At 50.4% G+C, this 17,648-nt stretch carries 17 protein-coding genes and 1 pseudogene; 6 read left to right on the plus strand and 12 right to left on the minus strand.

The annotated features are described in order from the left end of the window. Window positions 1–220 (minus strand): annotated as a pseudogene (locus tag ACO1NT_RS10840) (ammonia channel protein); the annotation flags it as partial. Between the two features lie 413 nt (window positions 221–633). Here ACO1NT_RS10840 and ACO1NT_RS10845 point away from each other — a divergent pair. From ACO1NT_RS10845 to coaA, 3 genes are all read left to right on the plus strand, one after another. Then, window positions 634–1,683, plus strand: coding sequence for a patatin-like phospholipase family protein (locus tag ACO1NT_RS10845; RefSeq protein ID WP_449048645.1), 1,050 nt, complete (start codon window positions 634–636; stop codon window positions 1,681–1,683). A 28-nt stretch (window positions 1,684–1,711) separates the two neighbouring features. Then, on the plus strand, window positions 1,712–2,080 hold the full coding sequence (locus ACO1NT_RS10850; RefSeq protein WP_449048646.1) for a methylglyoxal synthase: 369 nt from the start codon (window positions 1,712–1,714) through the stop codon (window positions 2,078–2,080). A gap of 87 nt (window positions 2,081–2,167) precedes the next feature. Next, window positions 2,168–3,124, plus strand: a complete 957-nt coding sequence (gene coaA, locus ACO1NT_RS10855; RefSeq protein WP_449048647.1) for a type I pantothenate kinase — start codon at window positions 2,168–2,170, stop codon at window positions 3,122–3,124. Here coaA and ACO1NT_RS10860 read toward each other — a convergent pair. The 9 genes from ACO1NT_RS10860 to ACO1NT_RS10900 all read right to left on the minus strand — a co-directional run bounded on the left by ACO1NT_RS10860 (window position 3,121) and on the right by ACO1NT_RS10900 (window position 13,665). Further along, window positions 3,121–3,999, minus strand: a complete 879-nt coding sequence (locus tag ACO1NT_RS10860; RefSeq protein WP_449048648.1) for a mechanosensitive ion channel family protein — start codon at window positions 3,997–3,999, stop codon at window positions 3,121–3,123. The genes coaA and ACO1NT_RS10860 overlap by 4 nt on opposite strands. Next, window positions 3,996–4,493 (minus strand): dihydrofolate reductase, encoded by a 498-nt coding sequence (locus tag ACO1NT_RS10865; RefSeq protein WP_449048649.1) that lies wholly within the window; start codon window positions 4,491–4,493, stop codon window positions 3,996–3,998. Before ACO1NT_RS10865 ends, ACO1NT_RS10860 begins: the two co-directional genes overlap by 4 nt. 11 nt (window positions 4,494–4,504) lie before the next feature. Further along, a complete protein-coding gene (locus tag ACO1NT_RS10870) occupies window positions 4,505–5,326 on the minus strand; it encodes a thymidylate synthase (protein ID WP_449048650.1) in 822 nt (273 codons plus the stop codon). 47 nt (window positions 5,327–5,373) lie between these two features. After that, complete coding sequence (locus tag ACO1NT_RS10875; protein ID WP_449048651.1) at window positions 5,374–6,600, minus strand: Glu/Leu/Phe/Val dehydrogenase dimerization domain-containing protein; 1,227 nt, start codon at window positions 6,598–6,600, stop codon at window positions 5,374–5,376. A gap of 152 nt (window positions 6,601–6,752) precedes the next feature. Then, window positions 6,753–9,923: an efflux RND transporter permease subunit gene (locus tag ACO1NT_RS10880; protein ID WP_449048652.1), complete on the minus strand. Its 3,171-nt coding sequence runs from the start codon at window positions 9,921–9,923 to the stop codon at window positions 6,753–6,755. Between the two features lie 48 nt (window positions 9,924–9,971). After that, complete coding sequence (locus tag ACO1NT_RS10885; protein ID WP_449048653.1) at window positions 9,972–11,048, minus strand: efflux RND transporter periplasmic adaptor subunit; 1,077 nt, start codon at window positions 11,046–11,048, stop codon at window positions 9,972–9,974. A 19-nt stretch (window positions 11,049–11,067) separates the two neighbouring features. Further along, on the minus strand, window positions 11,068–12,417 hold the full coding sequence (locus ACO1NT_RS10890; RefSeq protein WP_449048654.1) for a TolC family protein: 1,350 nt from the start codon (window positions 12,415–12,417) through the stop codon (window positions 11,068–11,070). Window positions 12,418–12,424: 7 nt separating this feature from the next. After that, on the minus strand, window positions 12,425–13,033 hold the full coding sequence (locus ACO1NT_RS10895; protein ID WP_449048655.1) for a TetR/AcrR family transcriptional regulator: 609 nt from the start codon (window positions 13,031–13,033) through the stop codon (window positions 12,425–12,427). A 167-nt stretch (window positions 13,034–13,200) separates the two neighbouring features. Further along, the gene (locus ACO1NT_RS10900; RefSeq protein ID WP_449048656.1) at window positions 13,201–13,665 is read right to left on the minus strand and encodes an Lrp/AsnC family transcriptional regulator; all 465 of its coding nucleotides are present in this window, start codon (window positions 13,663–13,665) and stop codon (window positions 13,201–13,203) included. A gap of 287 nt (window positions 13,666–13,952) precedes the next feature. Here ACO1NT_RS10900 and ACO1NT_RS10905 point away from each other — a divergent pair, with 287 nt between their 5' ends. Both ACO1NT_RS10905 and xth read left to right on the plus strand, forming a co-directional pair. Then, the gene (locus tag ACO1NT_RS10905; RefSeq protein ID WP_449048657.1) at window positions 13,953–14,897 is read left to right on the plus strand and encodes an NAD-dependent epimerase/dehydratase family protein; all 945 of its coding nucleotides are present in this window, start codon (window positions 13,953–13,955) and stop codon (window positions 14,895–14,897) included. A gap of 110 nt (window positions 14,898–15,007) precedes the next feature. Next, on the plus strand, window positions 15,008–15,781 hold the full coding sequence (gene xth, locus ACO1NT_RS10910) for an exodeoxyribonuclease III (RefSeq protein ID WP_449048658.1): 774 nt from the start codon (window positions 15,008–15,010) through the stop codon (window positions 15,779–15,781). Between the two features lie 10 nt (window positions 15,782–15,791). Here the strand turns inward: xth and lspA are convergent, their stop codons facing one another. Beyond that, complete coding sequence (gene lspA, locus ACO1NT_RS10915) at window positions 15,792–16,298, minus strand: signal peptidase II (RefSeq protein ID WP_449048659.1); 507 nt, start codon at window positions 16,296–16,298, stop codon at window positions 15,792–15,794. A gap of 30 nt (window positions 16,299–16,328) precedes the next feature. After that, a complete protein-coding gene (locus ACO1NT_RS10920) occupies window positions 16,329–16,895 on the minus strand; it encodes a Pr6Pr family membrane protein (protein ID WP_449048660.1) in 567 nt (188 codons plus the stop codon). Between the two features lie 220 nt (window positions 16,896–17,115). Here ACO1NT_RS10920 and ACO1NT_RS10925 point away from each other — a divergent pair, with 220 nt between their 5' ends. Further along, on the plus strand, window positions 17,116–17,547 hold the full coding sequence (locus ACO1NT_RS10925; protein ID WP_449048661.1) for a hypothetical protein: 432 nt from the start codon (window positions 17,116–17,118) through the stop codon (window positions 17,545–17,547). The last annotated feature ends 101 nt before the right edge of the window (window positions 17,548–17,648 follow it).

Consider the following 17,648-nt stretch of genomic DNA (forward strand, 5'->3'; position numbering starts at 1 on the left):
ACATGGTAGATATCACATTCTTTTTCTTGACCATGCCGCCATAGAAGAAGGCAAGACCGGGGGTCATGATCAATACCAGCGCGGTGGAGGTAAGCATCCACGCAACATCCGCACCGTCGATCTCGCCCGCCGTCTCGGCAGGCAATGCCGGAAATAAAAACGCTAGAACGGCTACAATCACCAGCATTAAAAATGGTAAAATAGATTTTTTTGTCTCCATAACTCTGTTTTTTGATGTTAAATTCATTATAAATACACAACAATATCAATATTTATTGCAAATGTGTATAAATATTTCATAAAATCAATATAAATATTGAAATAATTATATTAAAATATTAATATTTTCAGTGAATATAAATTTATATGGGAAAAATATCAGTTCAATCATTATATATTTGATATATATTAACAAAAAACTACGTTTTGTATTAAAAATATCATGAATTTATGATTAATTATCCATTTTACCATTTAAATAGTTGAAATAAATCCAAGTATGACTCGAAATTGGTTATTACAATAGGTACTACGGATAAACCCCGGGGAATGCACAGATACTTTTTCTTTCCGTGCAATTATAGCTTGTATTTGGAAACAACTTTATCTAAGTTTACCGGCAAAGCACAAGAGATGAAGAAAATCCTTTCGATTGATGGCGGCGGTATCCGTGGTATCATACCCGGTATGCTGTTGGTAGCATTGGAGCGACGGTTACAGCGGGTCAGCAATGATCCCACAGCCGCTATTGTAGATCATTTTGATTTCTTTGCCGGAACCAGTACCGGAGGTATATTGACGTGCCTGCTGTTATGCCCTGACGATGAGAATCCGCTGCGCCCGAAATATTCGGCACAGGAGGCATTGGATATTTATGTGAACCATGGCAGCGACATCTTCAAAGCCGGCTTTTTCCGCCGGTTGATCGCCAAATTTGGCCTGCTCAGCGAACGTTACCCCAGCACAACGTTGGAGCATGTACTCGAATCGTACTTCGGCGAACGCAAATTGAGCGAGTTATTGAAGCCCTGCATCGTCACGGCGTACAACATTGAACTGCGGAAAACACATTTTTTCAGGCAGCAAACAGCAATTACCCGCGGCGACCCCCGCGACTTCTACCTGCGTGATGTATGCCGGGCCACTTCTGCCGCCCCCACCTATTTCAGCGTAGCCGAAATACGGTCAATGAGCGGTACGCGCTATCCGCTGCTGGATGGCGGCGTTTTTGCCCCCAACCCATCCATGAGCGCGCTGGTGGAAGTAACAAGGGCATTTAACCAGACCAAAATAAACGATATATGGATACTGTCGCTGGGAACCGGGCGCTCGCGCAAGGCATACGACTATGAACATTTCAAGAAAAGCCGCGCCATATCCATCGGCCCGGCATTAATAGATATCATGATGAGCGGCGCTGCCGAGAGTAGCGATTTTTTCCTGCAACAGCTGTACCGCTCGGTGGGCAAGGAAAAACATTACATCCGCGTTGAACCGAAAAACCTGCATAGCATCCAGGAAGAGCTCGATGCGGCTAGCCCAAGCAATATCCAGAAGTTGATTTCGCTCGGCGACCGCATGGTAAGCGAAAATGATGAATTGATCAACCAGATCGTAACCCGCTTAGTGAGTGAAAAGGACGACTCACAGCCCAAAAGCCCCTGGCGGTTTTTATCGACTTAATTGAAAATCATAACTCTAAAATCAACTGATGCAACAACAAACAATTGCACTGATCGCGCACGACGGCAAAAAGCCGGAAATGGTGGCATTCGTAAAAGATCACTTCGCCGTATTGGATAAGGCGAACCTCGTTGCCACGGGTACCACGGGGTCCTATATCCGGCAAACGGGACTGGAAGTGGAGTTGAAGTTGAGCGGCCCGAAAGGGGGCGACGCACAAATCGCCGCGATGGCCGCAGAGGGCAAAATAGACGCCATTATCTTCTTCCGAGATCCACTCGGTAAACACCCCCACGAACCCGATATCCAGATGTTGATGCGCGTTTGCGATGTGTATGATGTACCTTTGGCCACCAACCCTGCCACGGGCGAATTGATACTGAAGGGCCTCGGCTAGACCGCGTGCTAACACCATAATTGCAGGATGATGTGCCCGACTAATACACTTTTTGATTAATTTTGCGGCTTCACCAACCCTACCGGAATGGTCAAAACGGATAACGGCATCACATACTCGCCCTTTCGCCATGTAACCCGCGATACGTGGAAGACACTCAACGGCCATCCCAACTATGTGCTGGCCGATGAAGATATCCGCAAGCTCAATGCGCTGAATGAGCCGCTGACGATGCAGGAAATCGAGGAAGTCTATTTCCCGCTGAGCCACCTTTTGCGACTCCATATCGATAGCTTCCGGCAGTTACACGGCTACACCAACTCGTTTTTCGATAACCACACCAAGCACCTACCTTTCGTCATCGGCATAGCCGGAAGCGTGGCGGCTGGAAAAAGTACCACTGCGCGCGTTCTGCAGAAGGTATTGTCGCTGGCACCGGGCAACCCGAAGGTGGAACTGATTACCACCGATGGTTTCCTGTATCCGAACAGCCACCTGGAGGCTAAGGGCATACTGAACCGCAAGGGCTTTCCCGAAAGCTATGATACCAGGCGGCTCCTGGGATTCCTATCGGATATCAAATCGGGCAAAGAGCAGGTTTCGGCACCGGTCTACTCCCATTTGGTGTATGATATCGTACCCGATCAATTGCAATGGGTGTCACAACCCGACATACTCATCGTGGAAGGCATCAATGTGCTTCAGGTAAATGTAAAGGGGAAGCACCGTGGCCCCCGTGTGTTCGTATCGGACTTCTTCGATTATTCGATTTATGTGGATGCTTCGCCGGAAAACCTACAGGAATGGTACACGCAACGGTTTGAATGGCTGCGGAAAACCGCCTTTCAGCGTGCCGATTCCTATTTCCATCGGTACGCCGACCTCGACAGCGGCCAAAGCGCAGAGACTGCGGCGAGCATATGGAATGAAATCAACAAGCCGAACCTGCTGAAAAATATTCTGCCTACCCGGTTCCGGGCCGACCTGATCCTCGAAAAGGGCAGCCACCACTTCGTGAAAAGCGTAAAAGTAAGGAAGGTCTAAAGGGTCGCCTCAAATGCGATGATCCGCTGGTAGAGGTCATTGCGCAGTTGCCTGCGCAGACGGGTATCCTTCTTGGTGGTCGAAAATTGCAATTTATATTGGACGGAATCTTTGCCTACACCCACTACCCGAAACTGGAAACTATCAGGCACGATATCGGTACCGTAATTTTTCAGGGTATCACGTAGATCGCCTTCCAGCACGCGGGGCCGTCGGGAACTGTCCAGGGGCAGTTCAAACTCGATGGTCAGCTTTCTTGAATTCTGCAACGACTGGTTAATGATATTGGTTGTAAACGCGGTATTGTTCGGAATAAGGACAATATCGTCATCGTCATTCTTCACCATGATGTTGGCCAATGTGATGTCCATGATTTTTCCCTGGTGCTCGCCAATGCGCACGGTATCGCCGATGGTGAACTGATCCGAAAACATAATCAGCAGCCCGCTGATCATGTTGGTGATATAGTCGCGGAAAAGGAGGGCGATGGCCATGGCGACGATGGTGATGCTCGTCAGGAATTCCTTTGGGTTGATGCCAAAGGCAATCATCAATCCAAGGATCACGAACACGATATTCAATAAGGTGGCTATCTGGTTGATGCCCAATATGTAATTGCCCCGAACGCGGTTATTCTTCTTGTTGCGCCGCCGATAGATGGCAATGAGGGTAAACCGGCCAATGGCAATGAGGATGCTTCCGGTAAGGAATGTATTGATACCATAGGCAACGCCCGATAAACGGGGGTACTGGAAATAGATGTTGGCATTTGCGGCAAAGGAATAAGCGATGAGGGTCCATAAGACCAGCTTGAACGCAAAAAAGAACCAGCCACCGAGTGGCCGCCTATTCCCGGTGTCAGGAACGCGTGTCATGTCGTGGAGTCGTAAATCTCAAAGGTGTAACCATAGGCATGCCGATCGTCTGGCAGGTGGTGCTCTTCGGAAACCAGCCGCCATCTTTGTTTATCCAACTCAGGGAAAAAGCTGTCGCCCGGCAGCGTAGCATGCACGCGCGTAAGGTAAACCCGGTTCGTGATGGGGAGTGCCTGCCGATAGACCTCGGCCCCGCCTACCACAAACACTTCATCTTCGCCAGCGCAGCTTCCCAGGGCCTCGGCCAGCGAGTGTGCCACTTCAGCCCCCTGTACGGTATACCCTTCCTGCCGAGTGATAACGATGTTGCGCCGGTTGGGGAGCGGCTTGCCCACCGACTCGTATGTTTTGCGGCCCATGATGACCGTGTGGCCCGTGGTGGTACGCTTAAAGAAACGCAGATCATTGGGCAGGTGCCACAGCAGTTGGTTGTCTTTACCGATGGCATTGTTTTCGGCGGCAGCCACGATGGCCGATACGAGGGGTTGCTCCATAGTTAAGGGGATTATACCGCAACCGGTGCTTTGATGCGCGGATAAGGATCGTAATCCATCAGTTCAAAATCTTCATACCGGAAGGCGAACAGGTCGGTCACCGCCGGATTTAACCTCATAATCGGTAATGCCCGAGGTGTGCGACTTAACTGGAGTTCGACTTGCTCGAAATGATTGCTATAGAGGTGTGCGTCGCCAAATGTATGCACGAAATCGGCTGCTTCCATATCACATACCTGTGCCATCATCATGGTGAGCAGTGCATAAGACGCAATATTGAAGGGCACGCCGAGGAAAATATCGGCACTTCGCTGGTAGAGTTGGCAGGAAAGCTGCGGCTTCAGCAGGCCCTTTTCCGGATCGGCTGGAGCCACATAGAATTGGAAAAATGCGTGGCAAGGCGGTAGCGCCATGTTTTCGATCTCAGCCACGTTCCATGCCGACACAATGATCCGGCGCGAATCGGGGTTGGCTTTGAGCTGCTGCACCACCTTTTCGATCTGATCGATATGCCCACCGCCTGGCGTAGGCCACGACCGCCACTGAGATCCGTATACGGGACCGAGATTGCCATCGCCATCGGCCCATTCATCCCAAATACTCACGCCGTTTTCCCGGAGGTATGCGATATTGGTCTCGCCCCGCAAAAACCAGATCAACTCATGGATAATGGAACGCAGATGTACCTTTTTGGTGGTCACCAACGGAAACCCGGCCTTCAGGTCGAAACGCATCTGATGGCCGAACACACTACGGGTACCGGTGCCCGTGCGATCGTGCTTCTCCACGCCGTTTTCGTACACATGGCGCATCAAATCGAGGTATTGCTTCATCGTAATTCTTTCCTTTCAAGTGGGTAAAGATACAGAATTCGCAGTGATTATACCAGTTCGCGCAGGGCGATTTCGTAGGCCCGCGAGGAGATGTGCGTTTTGGCAGGCGATAGCTCGCGGATAGCCGACAGCGCCCGGTAGATGACATCGGATACGTCCGAAAAGATAGCGTCGTCGCTCATCTCCACGTTGCGCTGCATAAGGTAGGCAAATACCCGTGCCATGCCACAGTTGGCAATAAAATCGGGAATCAGGGAAAGTTGCCCATCTACATACTCCATTACGGGGCCATAGAAAACCTCGCGGTCTGCAAACGGTACATTCGCCCCCGACGAAATGACTTCCAGCCCATTGGCTACCAATCGCGCCACGTGCTCTTTGGATACCAGGCGCGATGCTGCGGCGGGGATAAATATGTCTGTGGGGAGGTCCCATATCGTGGCGTTCAACGCCTCGAAAGACAGCATGTCGTCTACGATGAGTCGATTGCCATTGCGGTTGAGGTATAGCTGCCGGATGGTCTCGATATCGAACCCGGCATCGTTGACCACTCCCCCATCCCGATCAATGATGCCCACAATCCGGACGCCCATCTGGGCGAGGTAATACCCTGCGGCGGCAGCTACATTTCCCCACCCCTGGATGATGGCGCGCTTGCCCGCCACTTGGCCATCGAAGAGGGCATAGTAATGGCGGATCGATTCGGCCACGCCGAAGCCGGTAATCATATCAGCTACTTTGTATTTGCGTCGCAAATCGGGCGTGTAGGCTAAGTCCTCCAATACTTTCGAGACACCATAGCGCAATTGTCCGATCTGGTGGATACGCTGGTTCTCGCGCACGTTGAAATGCCCGCTAAGCACACCCTCCTGGGGGTGCCAAAGGCCATACTCCTCTGTGATAGGGATGACTTCGTGTATCTCGTCGACGTTGAGGTCGCCACCGGTGCCGTAGTAATTTTTCAACAGGGGTGTCACCGCTTTGTACCAGCGTTGCAGCACGCCCGCTTTGCGGGGATCGGCGGGATCGAAGTTAATGCCCGACTTGGCGCCGCCGATGGGTGGACCCGATATGGTAAACTTGACTTCCATGGTTTTGGCCAGCGACTCTACTTCGTTGCGGTCCAACCCGGCGCGCATGCGGGTGCCGCCTCCGGCCGCCCCACCCCGAAGGGAATTGATAACGACCCACCCCTCGGCTTCTGTCTCGGGGTCTTTCCATTCAAATACAATTTCAGGCCGCTTTTCTTCAAAACGTTTTAATAATGGCTTCATGTTGTGCAGTGTGCAATATGTGTGTGTGCACAAACTTAGGGAACCCCACTAATATAAGCAAGGCAGTGCCGTTAAAAGGAAACGTCCCGGATGTTTGCACCCGGGACGTTGGCCTTATACGTCGTGGAATAAGCGCATCGCGATAGTTATCGTTATACCCTTTCTTCTTCGTATTCTTTCACTTCTTTGTGCACGTACTCTTCAACCATCAGTTCCTCAATGGGCTGGCCTTTTTTATCCAGCCCGAAGCGGTGCAGGATGTTATCCATGATCTGATAGATAACCGGCACAACAATCAGCGTGAGGAACAGGGAACTGACGAGGCCACCGATAATGACCCATGCCAATCCATTTTTCCACTCCGCACTCGGGCCGGTAGCCAACGCGATGGGAAGCATACCGAATACCATGGCGATGGTAGTCATCAGGATGGGGCGCAACCGTGCCTGGTTCGCCAAGATCAGCGCCTCGCGCGTGGATTTACCCTCTGCCTTGAGGTGGTTGGTAAAGTCTACGAGGATGATGGCGTTCTTGGCCACCAATCCGATCAACATAATCAAGCCGAGGATAGTGAATATATTCAATGTATTGTTACTGAGCGCAAGTGCCAACAAGGCACCGATAATGGACAGCGGGATGGAGAACATCACCACGAAAGGATATACGAAGCTGTCATACAGCGCTACCATGATGAAGTAGACCAATAAGATGGAACTGAGCAACGCGATACCCAACGTGCCGAAACCTTCGGATTGCTGCTCCATATCACCACTCCACACGTAGCTTACCCCACTAGGACGTCGCACTTCGTCGAGTTGGGCTTCCAGATCGGCAGCGATGGCGCTGACCGGCCGGCCCACGACCTGCGATTGTACTTTTACCGACGTACTTTTGTCGCGCCGCTCCAACTGGCTCGGACCCGACCCTTCATGGATGCTGGCAAATTGCGATAGTCGCACCAATTGCCCCTTATCGTTCGTGAACGGCAGGTTGCTCACATCTTCCACATTCTTACGGTCGTAATCGTCGAAGCGGATATTGATGTCGTATTCGTATTCGCCAGAGCGGAATTTGCCGTCGGTGTTGCCGCTGAATGCGGTCTGCATGGTGGCACCCACCGTTTGGAGGTTCAATCCCAGGGCAGCCATCTTATCGCGGTTCACTTCAACGGTAATCTCGGGCGTACCGCTCTCTACCGATAGCTTGGCCTCCGAGGTGCCGGGGATTTTGCGTACACGCTCCAAAATGCCTTCCGCATAGGTGAGCACACTATCTAGGTCGGAGCCGATAACCACCATCTCCAACGGTGCTTGTTCGGCAAAACCAACGATACTGATGGGCACCGTCTTCACCTTGGCCCCTACCAGCACGCTTTGCATTTCGCGTTTCAACTTCGCGGCGTAGATGTTACTGGGGTCCTCACGTTCTTCACTGCCAACGAGTTTCACGGTAAGCTCTGCCTTATATGCCGTGGCCTGGGTGCCCACGAAACCATCGTTCGACTGCCCCACCGTGGTGATCACGGAAACCACTTCGGGCTTGGTGGCCAGGAACTCTTCCGCTTTCTGCGTCATCTGGTTGGTTTGCTCGATGGAAGCGTCCTTGGGCATCTCGATTTGCACCAGGAACTCGCCGCGGTCGCCCTGCGCGAAGAACTCACCCCCGATATAGCCGCCGGCCAGTAAACCAAAGGAGGCGAACAGCATAACGGTTACGGCGGCCAACGTAATGAATTTATGGTTAAGCGACCATTTCAGCACACCGGAGACCCAATTGGTAAACCGATGCAACTGGTTTTCGAACCAGAGTACAAACCGACCGAAAATATTCTTGTCAGACACCCGGTCCAATTTACCGAAGCGCGACGTAAGCAGGGGTACGATGGTAAACGAGGCCAGCAAACTGAGCGACGTGGCGATAACGACAACCACGCAAAACTCGCGCAAGATGTCGGACACCATGCCTGTGCTGATGGCAATCGGCAGAAACACCACTACGATAACCAGCGTAATGGAAATAACGGTAAAACCGATCTCTTTCGCCGCATCGTAAGAAGCACGCACCTTATTCTTGCCCATTTCCATGTGGCGATAGATGTTTTCGATGACCACGATGGCGTCGTCAACAAGGATACCGACTACCAGCGATAGACCCAAGAGCGACATCAGGTTGAGGGTGTAGCCAAAAAGGTTGATGCCGATAAACGTAGCGATCAATGATGCCGGGATGGCAACCATCACGATCACTGCATTACGGATACTATGCAGGAAGAAAAGCATCACCACCGCCACCAGCACGACCGCTAGGAACAAGTCGAATATAACCGCATTGGCCGATTCGAGCGTGTAAGTCGAACTATCGTTGGCGATGTCTATTTTCAGGCCTTCGGCTTTGTAAGTTTCCATCAAGGTGGCAATGGACTCCTGGGTGCCACGGCTCACTTCCACCGCGTTGGCATCCGATTGCTTCAATACCTGTAAAAGCAAGGCGCTCTCCTGGTTTACCCGGGCGATTTTTTCGACATCTTTTTGGGTGTCCTGTACATCGGCGACGTCGCGGATGCGTACCTGGCCGCCGGTCGGCGTGGTAGCAACCACAAGGTTACGCAGTTCGTCGACGGATTTGTATTTACCTGCCAAGCGGACGAGGATATCCTGGTTTTCCGTTTTGACGCTCCCCGTGGGGAAGTCGAGGTTGGAGGTGAGGATGGCCTGCTGTACTTGCAGGATAGATAGTCCATACCCTTCCAGTTTCGATGCGTCGATGCTGACCTGGATTTCGCGTTCCTGGCCACCGATGAGGTTTACTTGCGCAACCCCGGGTACCCGCGACAGCACAGGTTGTATGCGTTTGTCGACAAGGTCGTAAAATGCCGCCGCATCCATGTCGCCGGTTGCCGCAAGCGAGAGTATGGGCAAATCGTCCATCGAAAACTTGGCCAGCGAGGGCGCTTCGGCGTCATCAGGCAATTCAGACAGGATGGCGTTCACCTTTCGCTGGGCATCGTTGAGTGCATAATCGACATCCGTGCCACTATTTAACTCGATAATCACCATCGAAAGGCTCTCGAATGATGTCGCGTCGAGCTTCTTGATATTTTCTAGCGAGGCCACCGCGTCTTCGATTTTCTTGGTTACGGTGTTTTCCACCTCACTGGGCGACGCCCCTGGGTAGATCGTGGTAATCGACACCACGCTGGGAGTAAATTTGGGGAGCAACTCGTAATTCAACGAGAAATAGCTCATGATGCCCAATAACGTCAATGCGGTGAACACCACAATGACGATGGATGGGCGTTTAATCGATATTTCTGCTATCTTCATGAGTTAAGATATGAGATATGAAACTTGAGATATGAGACTTCGAAATCGTTATCCTTGGGTTGAGTCGACCCGTGCCGTAACTTTGGCGCCATCCACCAGGTTGATCTGACCACTTGTAACCACGGTTTCACCTTCTTCGAGGCCTTTTACGATTTCAACTTGCTCGCCGAAAATCCTTCCGGCAATAACTTTGCGTATCAATGCCGTACTGTCGGTACCCAAGACGTAAACCTGGTTACTGTTTACCCCGCCGACAAAAGCACTACGGGGTACCAAGATGGCCGGTTCCGACTGCGGAAACTTGAAATGGGCCGTACCATACATGCCCGCACGGAGCTCGGACGACTGGTTATTATCGATAACGATCTCTACGGGATAATTGAGTGTATTGTCGGCTTTGGCCGCAATGAAGCGTACCGTGCCGTTGAATTCCTCGGCGGGGAATACCGTACTGGTAACGGCAACCTTGCTGCCAACTTTCAGATTGACCACTTGGGTTTCGTTGGCGGTAACCTGTAGTTTCAGTTGCGATAAATCCACGATTTCAAAAAGCTCGGTACCCGGTGAAAGATACGCTCCCACTTCGATATCCCGGCGGTTGATCACCCCGTTGATTGGCGATTTGATCGTGGCGTCTGCTACCCGGCGATTGGCTTGCTGCAGGCGGACCTCCGCATTGCTCAGCTGCAATTCAATTTCATCCAGTTGGGCCCGCGTAACACCTCCTGTCTCGTAAGAGCTCTTGTACCGTTCATAGTCCGTTTTTAACTTTTGAAGGGCATCTTCGGCAGCCTGCTTGTCCAAATTGACGATTTCGGGGTCTACCGATGCCAATACTTGTCCCTTGCGTACGTGCGAACCTTCATCTACCAAAATGCGGGTAACACGGCCACTGACTTCGGACAGTAACGTCAAGTCCTGGTTGGCGGCGAAGTTGCCATTGGCTGAAAAGTCGAGCACGACGGGTTGACGGCTTACGGTTGCCGCCTTAACCACGATGGCCCCGCCGGTTTCAGCAACGACGGCCGTTTTGGCTTCGTTCTCCTTTTTGTTATTCGTTAAGACCCACCCGATGAGGCTCAGTAAGCCAATAACGACGACGATGGTAATAATTATCCGTTTCATATACGTGTGATGATGATGTTTATTCGTTTATTAGTGATTTGATCTCTCCGTTTGCTTTCTTCAGCTGGATTTCCGCTATTTTGTAATTCAGCAGCGCCTGCGTATAACTGTTTTGTGCTTGTGTCAGTGCATTTTCGGTATCCAGCAGGTCGGTTAAGGGAGCAAGCCCGTTGTTGTAATTATTCTGGGTACTGGCATATACCTCTTGGGCCAACGCCACGTTCTCTTGTTGCGACTGGATAGTGTTCAATGCATTGCGCAGTTGTATCCGTGCATTTTCGTTAGCTAGGTTAAGCGATTGTTTGGTATTCCATAAGTCTTGCTCGGCCTTGAGGTATTCCACCTTTGCTTTTCCCATACGGGCACGGGTGGCAAATCCGTTGAAAATAGGGATGCGCAAATTGAGGCCGATGACCATGGAACCGAACCGAGCAGCCATGGGGTCCGTGGAACTCCGATAGAGGTAATTGAATTTATCGGACATGGCCGTGTAGGTATAATTGCTCACCAGCGCCAGGGACGGATAATACTCGGCCTTATAGGCTTTGTATTGCAGGTCTAACAATTCCAGTTGCTTGTTCATCAGGTTCAGTTCCACCAAGTGATCCATCCTATCGGGCTGATTGGCGAAATCGAGTGCAGTAGGCACGGCTGTAAGTTCCGTTTCCGGCAATACAATTGCGGTTTCGATGGGCATACCCATGGTGTACTTCAACTGGTTTTCCAACATGACGATACCGTTAACCAGTTCTTCACGTTGGTTCTCCAGGTTGGTGATATTTACCTTTATCCGATCGACATCGATCTTCTTAGCTAGCCCATTGTCGTATTGATTAGATACGATTTCGTGGATGACCCTCACATTCTTGAGATTGGTATCTATCACATTTAACTGCTCGCGGTTTACCAACACTTGGTAATAATTTTTAGCGACCAGTTCAATGACTTGTTCTTCGGTGAGTTCCGCACTTAATTCATAAAACTCGGCTGTCGTTTTCGCCGCCTTTAATCCGGTAAAGACCTGCTGGTTGAACACCTGCTGGTTTAATTGGGCGCCCACGCGCGAATCCCAGGGTTGGCCAATGGTAACCGATTGCCCGGCAAAGACCAGTTTTCCGATAACGGGGTTGTAATTCAGTGCGCCGGTCGCCTCGATTTGCGGCAGTGCCGATGCCCGCACCTCAGCTACCTGGTGCCTGCCGCCTTCAATGTCCAATTGCGCCTTCTTTACGGATTCACTATGCGCAAGTGCATAATTAAGCGCATCCTTAAGCGTTAACACCTCCTGGGCAGACACGACCTGTGCTCCCATTATACCGGCGAATAGCGTAGCGATAATTAATCGTATATTCATTGCTAATTTATTCATGTTATTCTTAATCTTGTTTTTTCTGGAGGCCGTTAATAACCATAGCGGCGGCTTGTTTCTGTTTTTCGAATACACGGGCGAGTTCATCCCGATCGATCAATGCATGCGGCGCGGCATGGTCGCAAAACATGGCCAATCCGCGGATCATCGCAACATATAGTTCAGACGTTGCGGCCACGTCAAATGTTACAAGTTCGTTACGTGCTATCCCCTGTTCAAATATGCGCGAAATGGTTTCCACTTCGCGCCGGAACAATCGTTTAGCCAATTCTTTCCACTTTTCTTCATGGATGTTCATCTCGTGGAGATTAAGGATAAGCATATAATATTTTTCCACATAGGCTTTCTTCATCTCCAACATCCGGATCAGTAGATCCAACGTGTCTTCGGCTTCGTCGAACGCCTTTTCGATGACGGAATCACTTTCGTCAATAATCCGGTACGCAATGGCCTCAATCAGCGAAAACTTGTCTGGAAAATAATAGTATAAGTTTGCCTTCGAAAGCTTCAGATCGTCCGCCACCTCGCTCATCGATGTTTTGGCGATCCCGAAGTGCGAAAAACGCTTCAAAGCCGCTTCGATGATGAGGTTCCGCTTATCGTCTACTGCACTCATTTTGTCTTTTTACCATTTGACTATTCCTAAATTTTGGTCAAAAGTACAACTAAAAGCGAAAATAGCAAGTAAAAAACCATACCGATATCATCGAAAGGCATTCTTATGACAGAATGCTTACAAAAAAGAACGATTTAGGACAAAGAAAAAGAATAGCTGTGACAACCTTATGGCAAGGGATATGCGGTATCGCTCTTGGCTTCTTCCAATACGAAAAAACTTTGTACGGTGCTGATGTTGGGCAGCGTGGCCAACTTCTCGCGTAGGAAATGGTTATAGGCATCCATGTCTCGCACCGCCACTCGGAGGATAAAATCATATGCCCCAGTCAATTGCATACATTCCATTACCTCGTCGAATGCCAGTACATCCTGTTCAAAGCCCAGGAGCACCTCCCGGCTATGGGAGGTTAATAACACATGCGAAAAGGCGACTAGGCTGCGATCGATCTTCCGCCGGTCAACGATGGCCACCACCCGCTTGATATAGCCTTGTTCGCGCAACTTACGCCGTCGCTCTTGGATGGCAGCAACAGATCTGTTCAACTGCAATGAAAGTTGCTTGTTGGATAATGTCGCATCGCGTTGGAGGATGCGTAACAATTCGATATCTATGGGATCGAGATCAATCAAACCGGGTTTCCAATTACTTTAACGGCCAACTATCCACTGGGCGGCCCAAATATATAAAAAATATGGCACTTTGCTGAATTGACCGTTAATTTAACGGAATTAAAACAGAACCCTTGTATTTTTGTTTAAATGGGTAGAATTTTGCAGTGTTATATCGAGGGACAAACCGGTGATGCAAATGGCACAACACATGAATGACCGTCTGTCGCGCGATCAAGACTTAAACTTAGGTTACTGCATGGTGGCCGGATGCGTCGGCCACCATGCTTTTTTTGAACAGATTTCGTATGCAGAAACAACAGATCATCATAACGGGTGCGAATGGCCAATTGGGCACCGAACTCACCTCCGCACTGCGGTTGCGGTATGGCGCTGAGCGCATCATTGCCACAGATATCCGGCAGCCTGTTCGTACCGATCTTCATTTCCGATTGCTCGATGTGATGGACCGCGAAGCCTTGCGTTCACTTGTTGCCGATACGGGGGCGACGACTATATACCATTTGGCGGCGTTTCTTTCGGCGAGTGGCGAGCAATACCCGCAGCAGGCGTGGGATCTCAATATGCAGGGGCTATTGAATGTACTCGAAGTTGCCCGCGAAACCGGATGTCGTGTATTTTGGCCCAGCAGTATCGCAGTTTTCGGGGCGCATGTGCCCCGAACTGCGTGTCCGCAAAATACGGTCACACAGCCCAGCACTGTATACGGTATCAGCAAGGTAGCCGGTGAAAATTGGTGTAACTATTACCACCATATCTATGGTGTTGATGTGCGCAGTATCCGATATCCGGGCCTCATTAGCCACACGGCATTACCCGGCGGCGGCACCACTGATTATGCGGTGGATATTTTCCACCATGCTGCCCGGGGTGAGGATTACACTTGCTTTCTGGATGCCGGAACGACATTGCCCATGATGTACATGCCCGATGCGGTGGCAGGAACCATCCAATTGATGGAGGCACCGGCCGATACGATCAAGGTTCGTACTTCCTATAATTTTGCGGCATTCAGTTTTAATCCCGAACAGCTCGCGACGGCTATACAGCAGCATTTGCCGGAATTTAGCTGGCAGAGCCGGCCTGATTTCCGGCAGCGCATTGCCGACAGCTGGCCAGCGGAAATCGATGATCGCTGCGCACGTAGTGACTGGGGGTGGAAACCCCGGCACCAATTTGAAGACATGGTGCGGGAGATGCTGGCCGCGCTAACTGCCCGTCTTAGGAAATAACTTTTTTTCATGTGTTTGCAAACGCTTCCCGCGGTGTGTTTTACGCACACGTGCGGAGGCGTTTTTCACCATCGCGATAAATCCACCGATAATTTGGTTAAGTTTGCTGTATGAAGATCGCTACATACAATGTAAACAGCATCAATGCCCGGCTGCCTGTCGTGTTACGATGGCTGGAGGAATCGCAACCGGATGTGGTGTGCCTACAGGAGCTCAAAGCCATACAGGAAAATTTCCCGGAAACAGCCCTGCTTGAAGCGGGTTATCAATCCATCTGGCATGGGCAGAAAAGTTGGAACGGTGTAGCTATCCTCTCCCGGATCGGTGTACCCGAAGAAACATGCCGCATATTGCCCGGCGACCCTGACGATGCCCATAGCCGTTACATCGAGGCCAACATCAATGGTATATTAATCGGTTGCCTATACCTTCCCAACGGAAACCCTGCGCCGGGTCCGAAATTCGACTATAAACTTAGCTGGATGGATCGCCTGCTTAGTTATGCGCAAATGCTAATCAACCAGGGCGGACCCGCGATATTGACCGGCGATTTCAACATCATCCCCACCGAAGCAGATGTATACCGGCCCGAACGTTGGGTCAACGATGCGCTTTTCCGGCCGGAAACACGGGCAGTGTTCGAGGCGTTGGTAAAACAGGGCTGGACGGACGCTATCCGACAGGTGTATCCCGATCAATCCGTATACACTTATTGGGATTATTTCCGCAACGCATTCGGTCGGGATGCCGGAATGCGGATCGACCACTTCCTCTTGAGTCCGATGATTGCCCCGAAATTACGGTCGGCGGGTGTGGATCGCGATGTGCGCGGATGGGTAAAGACCAGCGACCATGCGCCGGTATGGATTGAGGTGGAAACCTAGGGGCCAACGGTCATCGCGACATGAAATCGTGGCGCCTGCCCCGCAGGGTGAAGAGTAACATGACCCCAACACCAATCATGATGGATACATCTGCCATATTAAAGATGCCGGTTTGGATTGGGCCGACCTTAATGTGTACAAAATCGGTAACGGAGCCGTATAGCAACCTATCGATCATATTGCCCATGCCGCCCCCGATGGCAAACCCCAATGCCAGTGTGAGCCATGGCCGTCTTCCCCCCAACCGCATCATGTAATATATGCCCAGTAAGAGCACGACTGTCGGCAACACGATAAACAGTATTGATTTTAGCGGCTGCCACCATGTTTGTCCCATGCTCATGAAAGCGCCGGAATTTTCGATATTGGTGAGGGTCAAGTGGTCCGATATCAGGGTGATCTGTTCACTTGGCGGTATCTGTTTTCGAACGATGGCCTTCGTTAGCTGGTCGCAACTGAAATTCACCGATATCAAGGTGATACCGAATAATGTTCCCGCCCATCGCTTGAATTTCATGCCGTGTTGTTTATCGATAGGCTAAGGTACTTATTTTCTTTGATATAATTGCCCCCACCTAGAGACGCCTATGATGACCAATGACAACAGGACAAATGCGGCGGTTATGCCGAGACTATTTAGGAGAACGCTCTTCCACCCCAGTTCAGTTACATGGATGAAGGGGTACGGATAGAAACCGGAAATGGCACCCCGGGCGAGTATAAGCAAAAAGTACACGAGCGGATAGATCAACCATGGGAAAATATGCATCCATTTAAGCGTGGCTTTAGGTATGAAGATGATCCAAAATACAAGGTAATACAACGGATTAACCGTATGCAGCAACTCGTCGACCACAAGCTGCAAGCCTTGCGGATCCCACAGGCTACGTAATACAATATTATACACGCCACCTACTACGGTAATGTATACAACCGTGGCTGCCAGCACGTTTGGATGGGTGAAAAAACTCGGCGTAGCCCGTACCGGTTTGCAAGCAAAGGCCAAGACAAGTGCCGTAAAACAGCATGCCACTAACAAATTGGTTAGGATGGTATAATAGCTGAAAAACCGGATAACCATTTCCGCGAGGGGAAATGTTCGGTTTCCAAGCATGAGCATAAATTGTAAAATAACAGCCGTCCAAGCGAAAAAAGCACCCGAGATCGCCATCAATAATCGAATCCTTTGCTTATCCATATTCCAAATATACCTTTAATCCCATTTATCCGCGCCAACTGTGATTATTGAATTTGCAATGAATTTTGGTTTCAAAGACAATCCTGCTTAACTTGAACACCTGTAAAGTATATTGCGACAATCAAAATGTAGGGACATGACACCGGTCTTCAAAAAACTTAATTTCAAACAGCAGCGGGAAATCCTCATTTTAAACGCTCCGGCGGAATTTAAGGGCGAATGGGAGGCGATAGCGCAAGACACCGCCGTAAGGCATGCCACCCATGCAATAGACGAAATCGAATTTGTTTTGACATTCGTGAAAACGAAAGCAGAAATCGACCAGACGACGGCATTGATCTGTGATAAATTAAAAGGGGATGCGGTGGTGTGGTTTGCCTACCCGAAAGGGACTTCTAAGAAATACCGTGCGGAGATAAATAGGGACCGTGGCTGGGAAGCATTGGGGAAATCGGGTTTCGAGCCCGTACGGCAAGTGGCCATAGACGACGATTGGAGCGCGGTACGTTTCCGGAAGGTCGAGTTTATCAAGACGATGAGCCGGCGGAAGGATTTTGCATCAAAATGACAATTTTATGCTCGACTTAGTTATTGAAGCACGCACGGCAGCGATAAGCGCCGAGATGAAAGTGAAACGTATCCTTCCGTTCCGACTGCGGAGGATGGTTG

The organism is Parapedobacter sp. (assembly GCF_053550995.1).

Bases quoted from the DNA above. Each gene is read 5' to 3' on its own strand.
- ACO1NT_RS10845 (WP_449048645.1), top strand. From the start codon at position 634: ATGAAGAAAATCCTTTCGATTGATGGCGGCGGTATCCGTGGTATCATA.
- ACO1NT_RS10850 (WP_449048646.1), top strand. From the start codon at position 1,712: ATGCAACAACAAACAATTGCACTGATCGCGCACGACGGCAAAAAGCCG.
- coaA (WP_449048647.1), top strand. From the start codon at position 2,168: ATGGTCAAAACGGATAACGGCATCACATACTCGCCCTTTCGCCATGTA.
- ACO1NT_RS10860 (WP_449048648.1), bottom strand. From the start codon at position 3,999: ATGACACGCGTTCCTGACACCGGGAATAGGCGGCCACTCGGTGGCTGG.
- ACO1NT_RS10865 (WP_449048649.1), bottom strand. From the start codon at position 4,493: ATGGAGCAACCCCTCGTATCGGCCATCGTGGCTGCCGCCGAAAACAAT.
- ACO1NT_RS10870 (WP_449048650.1), bottom strand. From the start codon at position 5,326: ATGAAGCAATACCTCGATTTGATGCGCCATGTGTACGAAAACGGCGTG.
- ACO1NT_RS10875 (WP_449048651.1), bottom strand. From the start codon at position 6,600: ATGAAGCCATTATTAAAACGTTTTGAAGAAAAGCGGCCTGAAATTGTA.
- ACO1NT_RS10880 (WP_449048652.1), bottom strand. From the start codon at position 9,923: ATGAAGATAGCAGAAATATCGATTAAACGCCCATCCATCGTCATTGTG.
- ACO1NT_RS10885 (WP_449048653.1), bottom strand. From the start codon at position 11,048: ATGAAACGGATAATTATTACCATCGTCGTCGTTATTGGCTTACTGAGC.
- ACO1NT_RS10890 (WP_449048654.1), bottom strand. From the start codon at position 12,417: ATGAATAAATTAGCAATGAATATACGATTAATTATCGCTACGCTATTC.
- ACO1NT_RS10895 (WP_449048655.1), bottom strand. From the start codon at position 13,033: ATGAGTGCAGTAGACGATAAGCGGAACCTCATCATCGAAGCGGCTTTG.
- ACO1NT_RS10905 (WP_449048657.1), top strand. From the start codon at position 13,953: ATGCAGAAACAACAGATCATCATAACGGGTGCGAATGGCCAATTGGGC.
- xth (WP_449048658.1), top strand. From the start codon at position 15,008: ATGAAGATCGCTACATACAATGTAAACAGCATCAATGCCCGGCTGCCT.
- lspA (WP_449048659.1), bottom strand. From the start codon at position 16,298: ATGAAATTCAAGCGATGGGCGGGAACATTATTCGGTATCACCTTGATA.
- ACO1NT_RS10920 (WP_449048660.1), bottom strand. From the start codon at position 16,895: ATGCTTGGAAACCGAACATTTCCCCTCGCGGAAATGGTTATCCGGTTT.
- ACO1NT_RS10925 (WP_449048661.1), top strand. From the start codon at position 17,116: ATGACACCGGTCTTCAAAAAACTTAATTTCAAACAGCAGCGGGAAATC.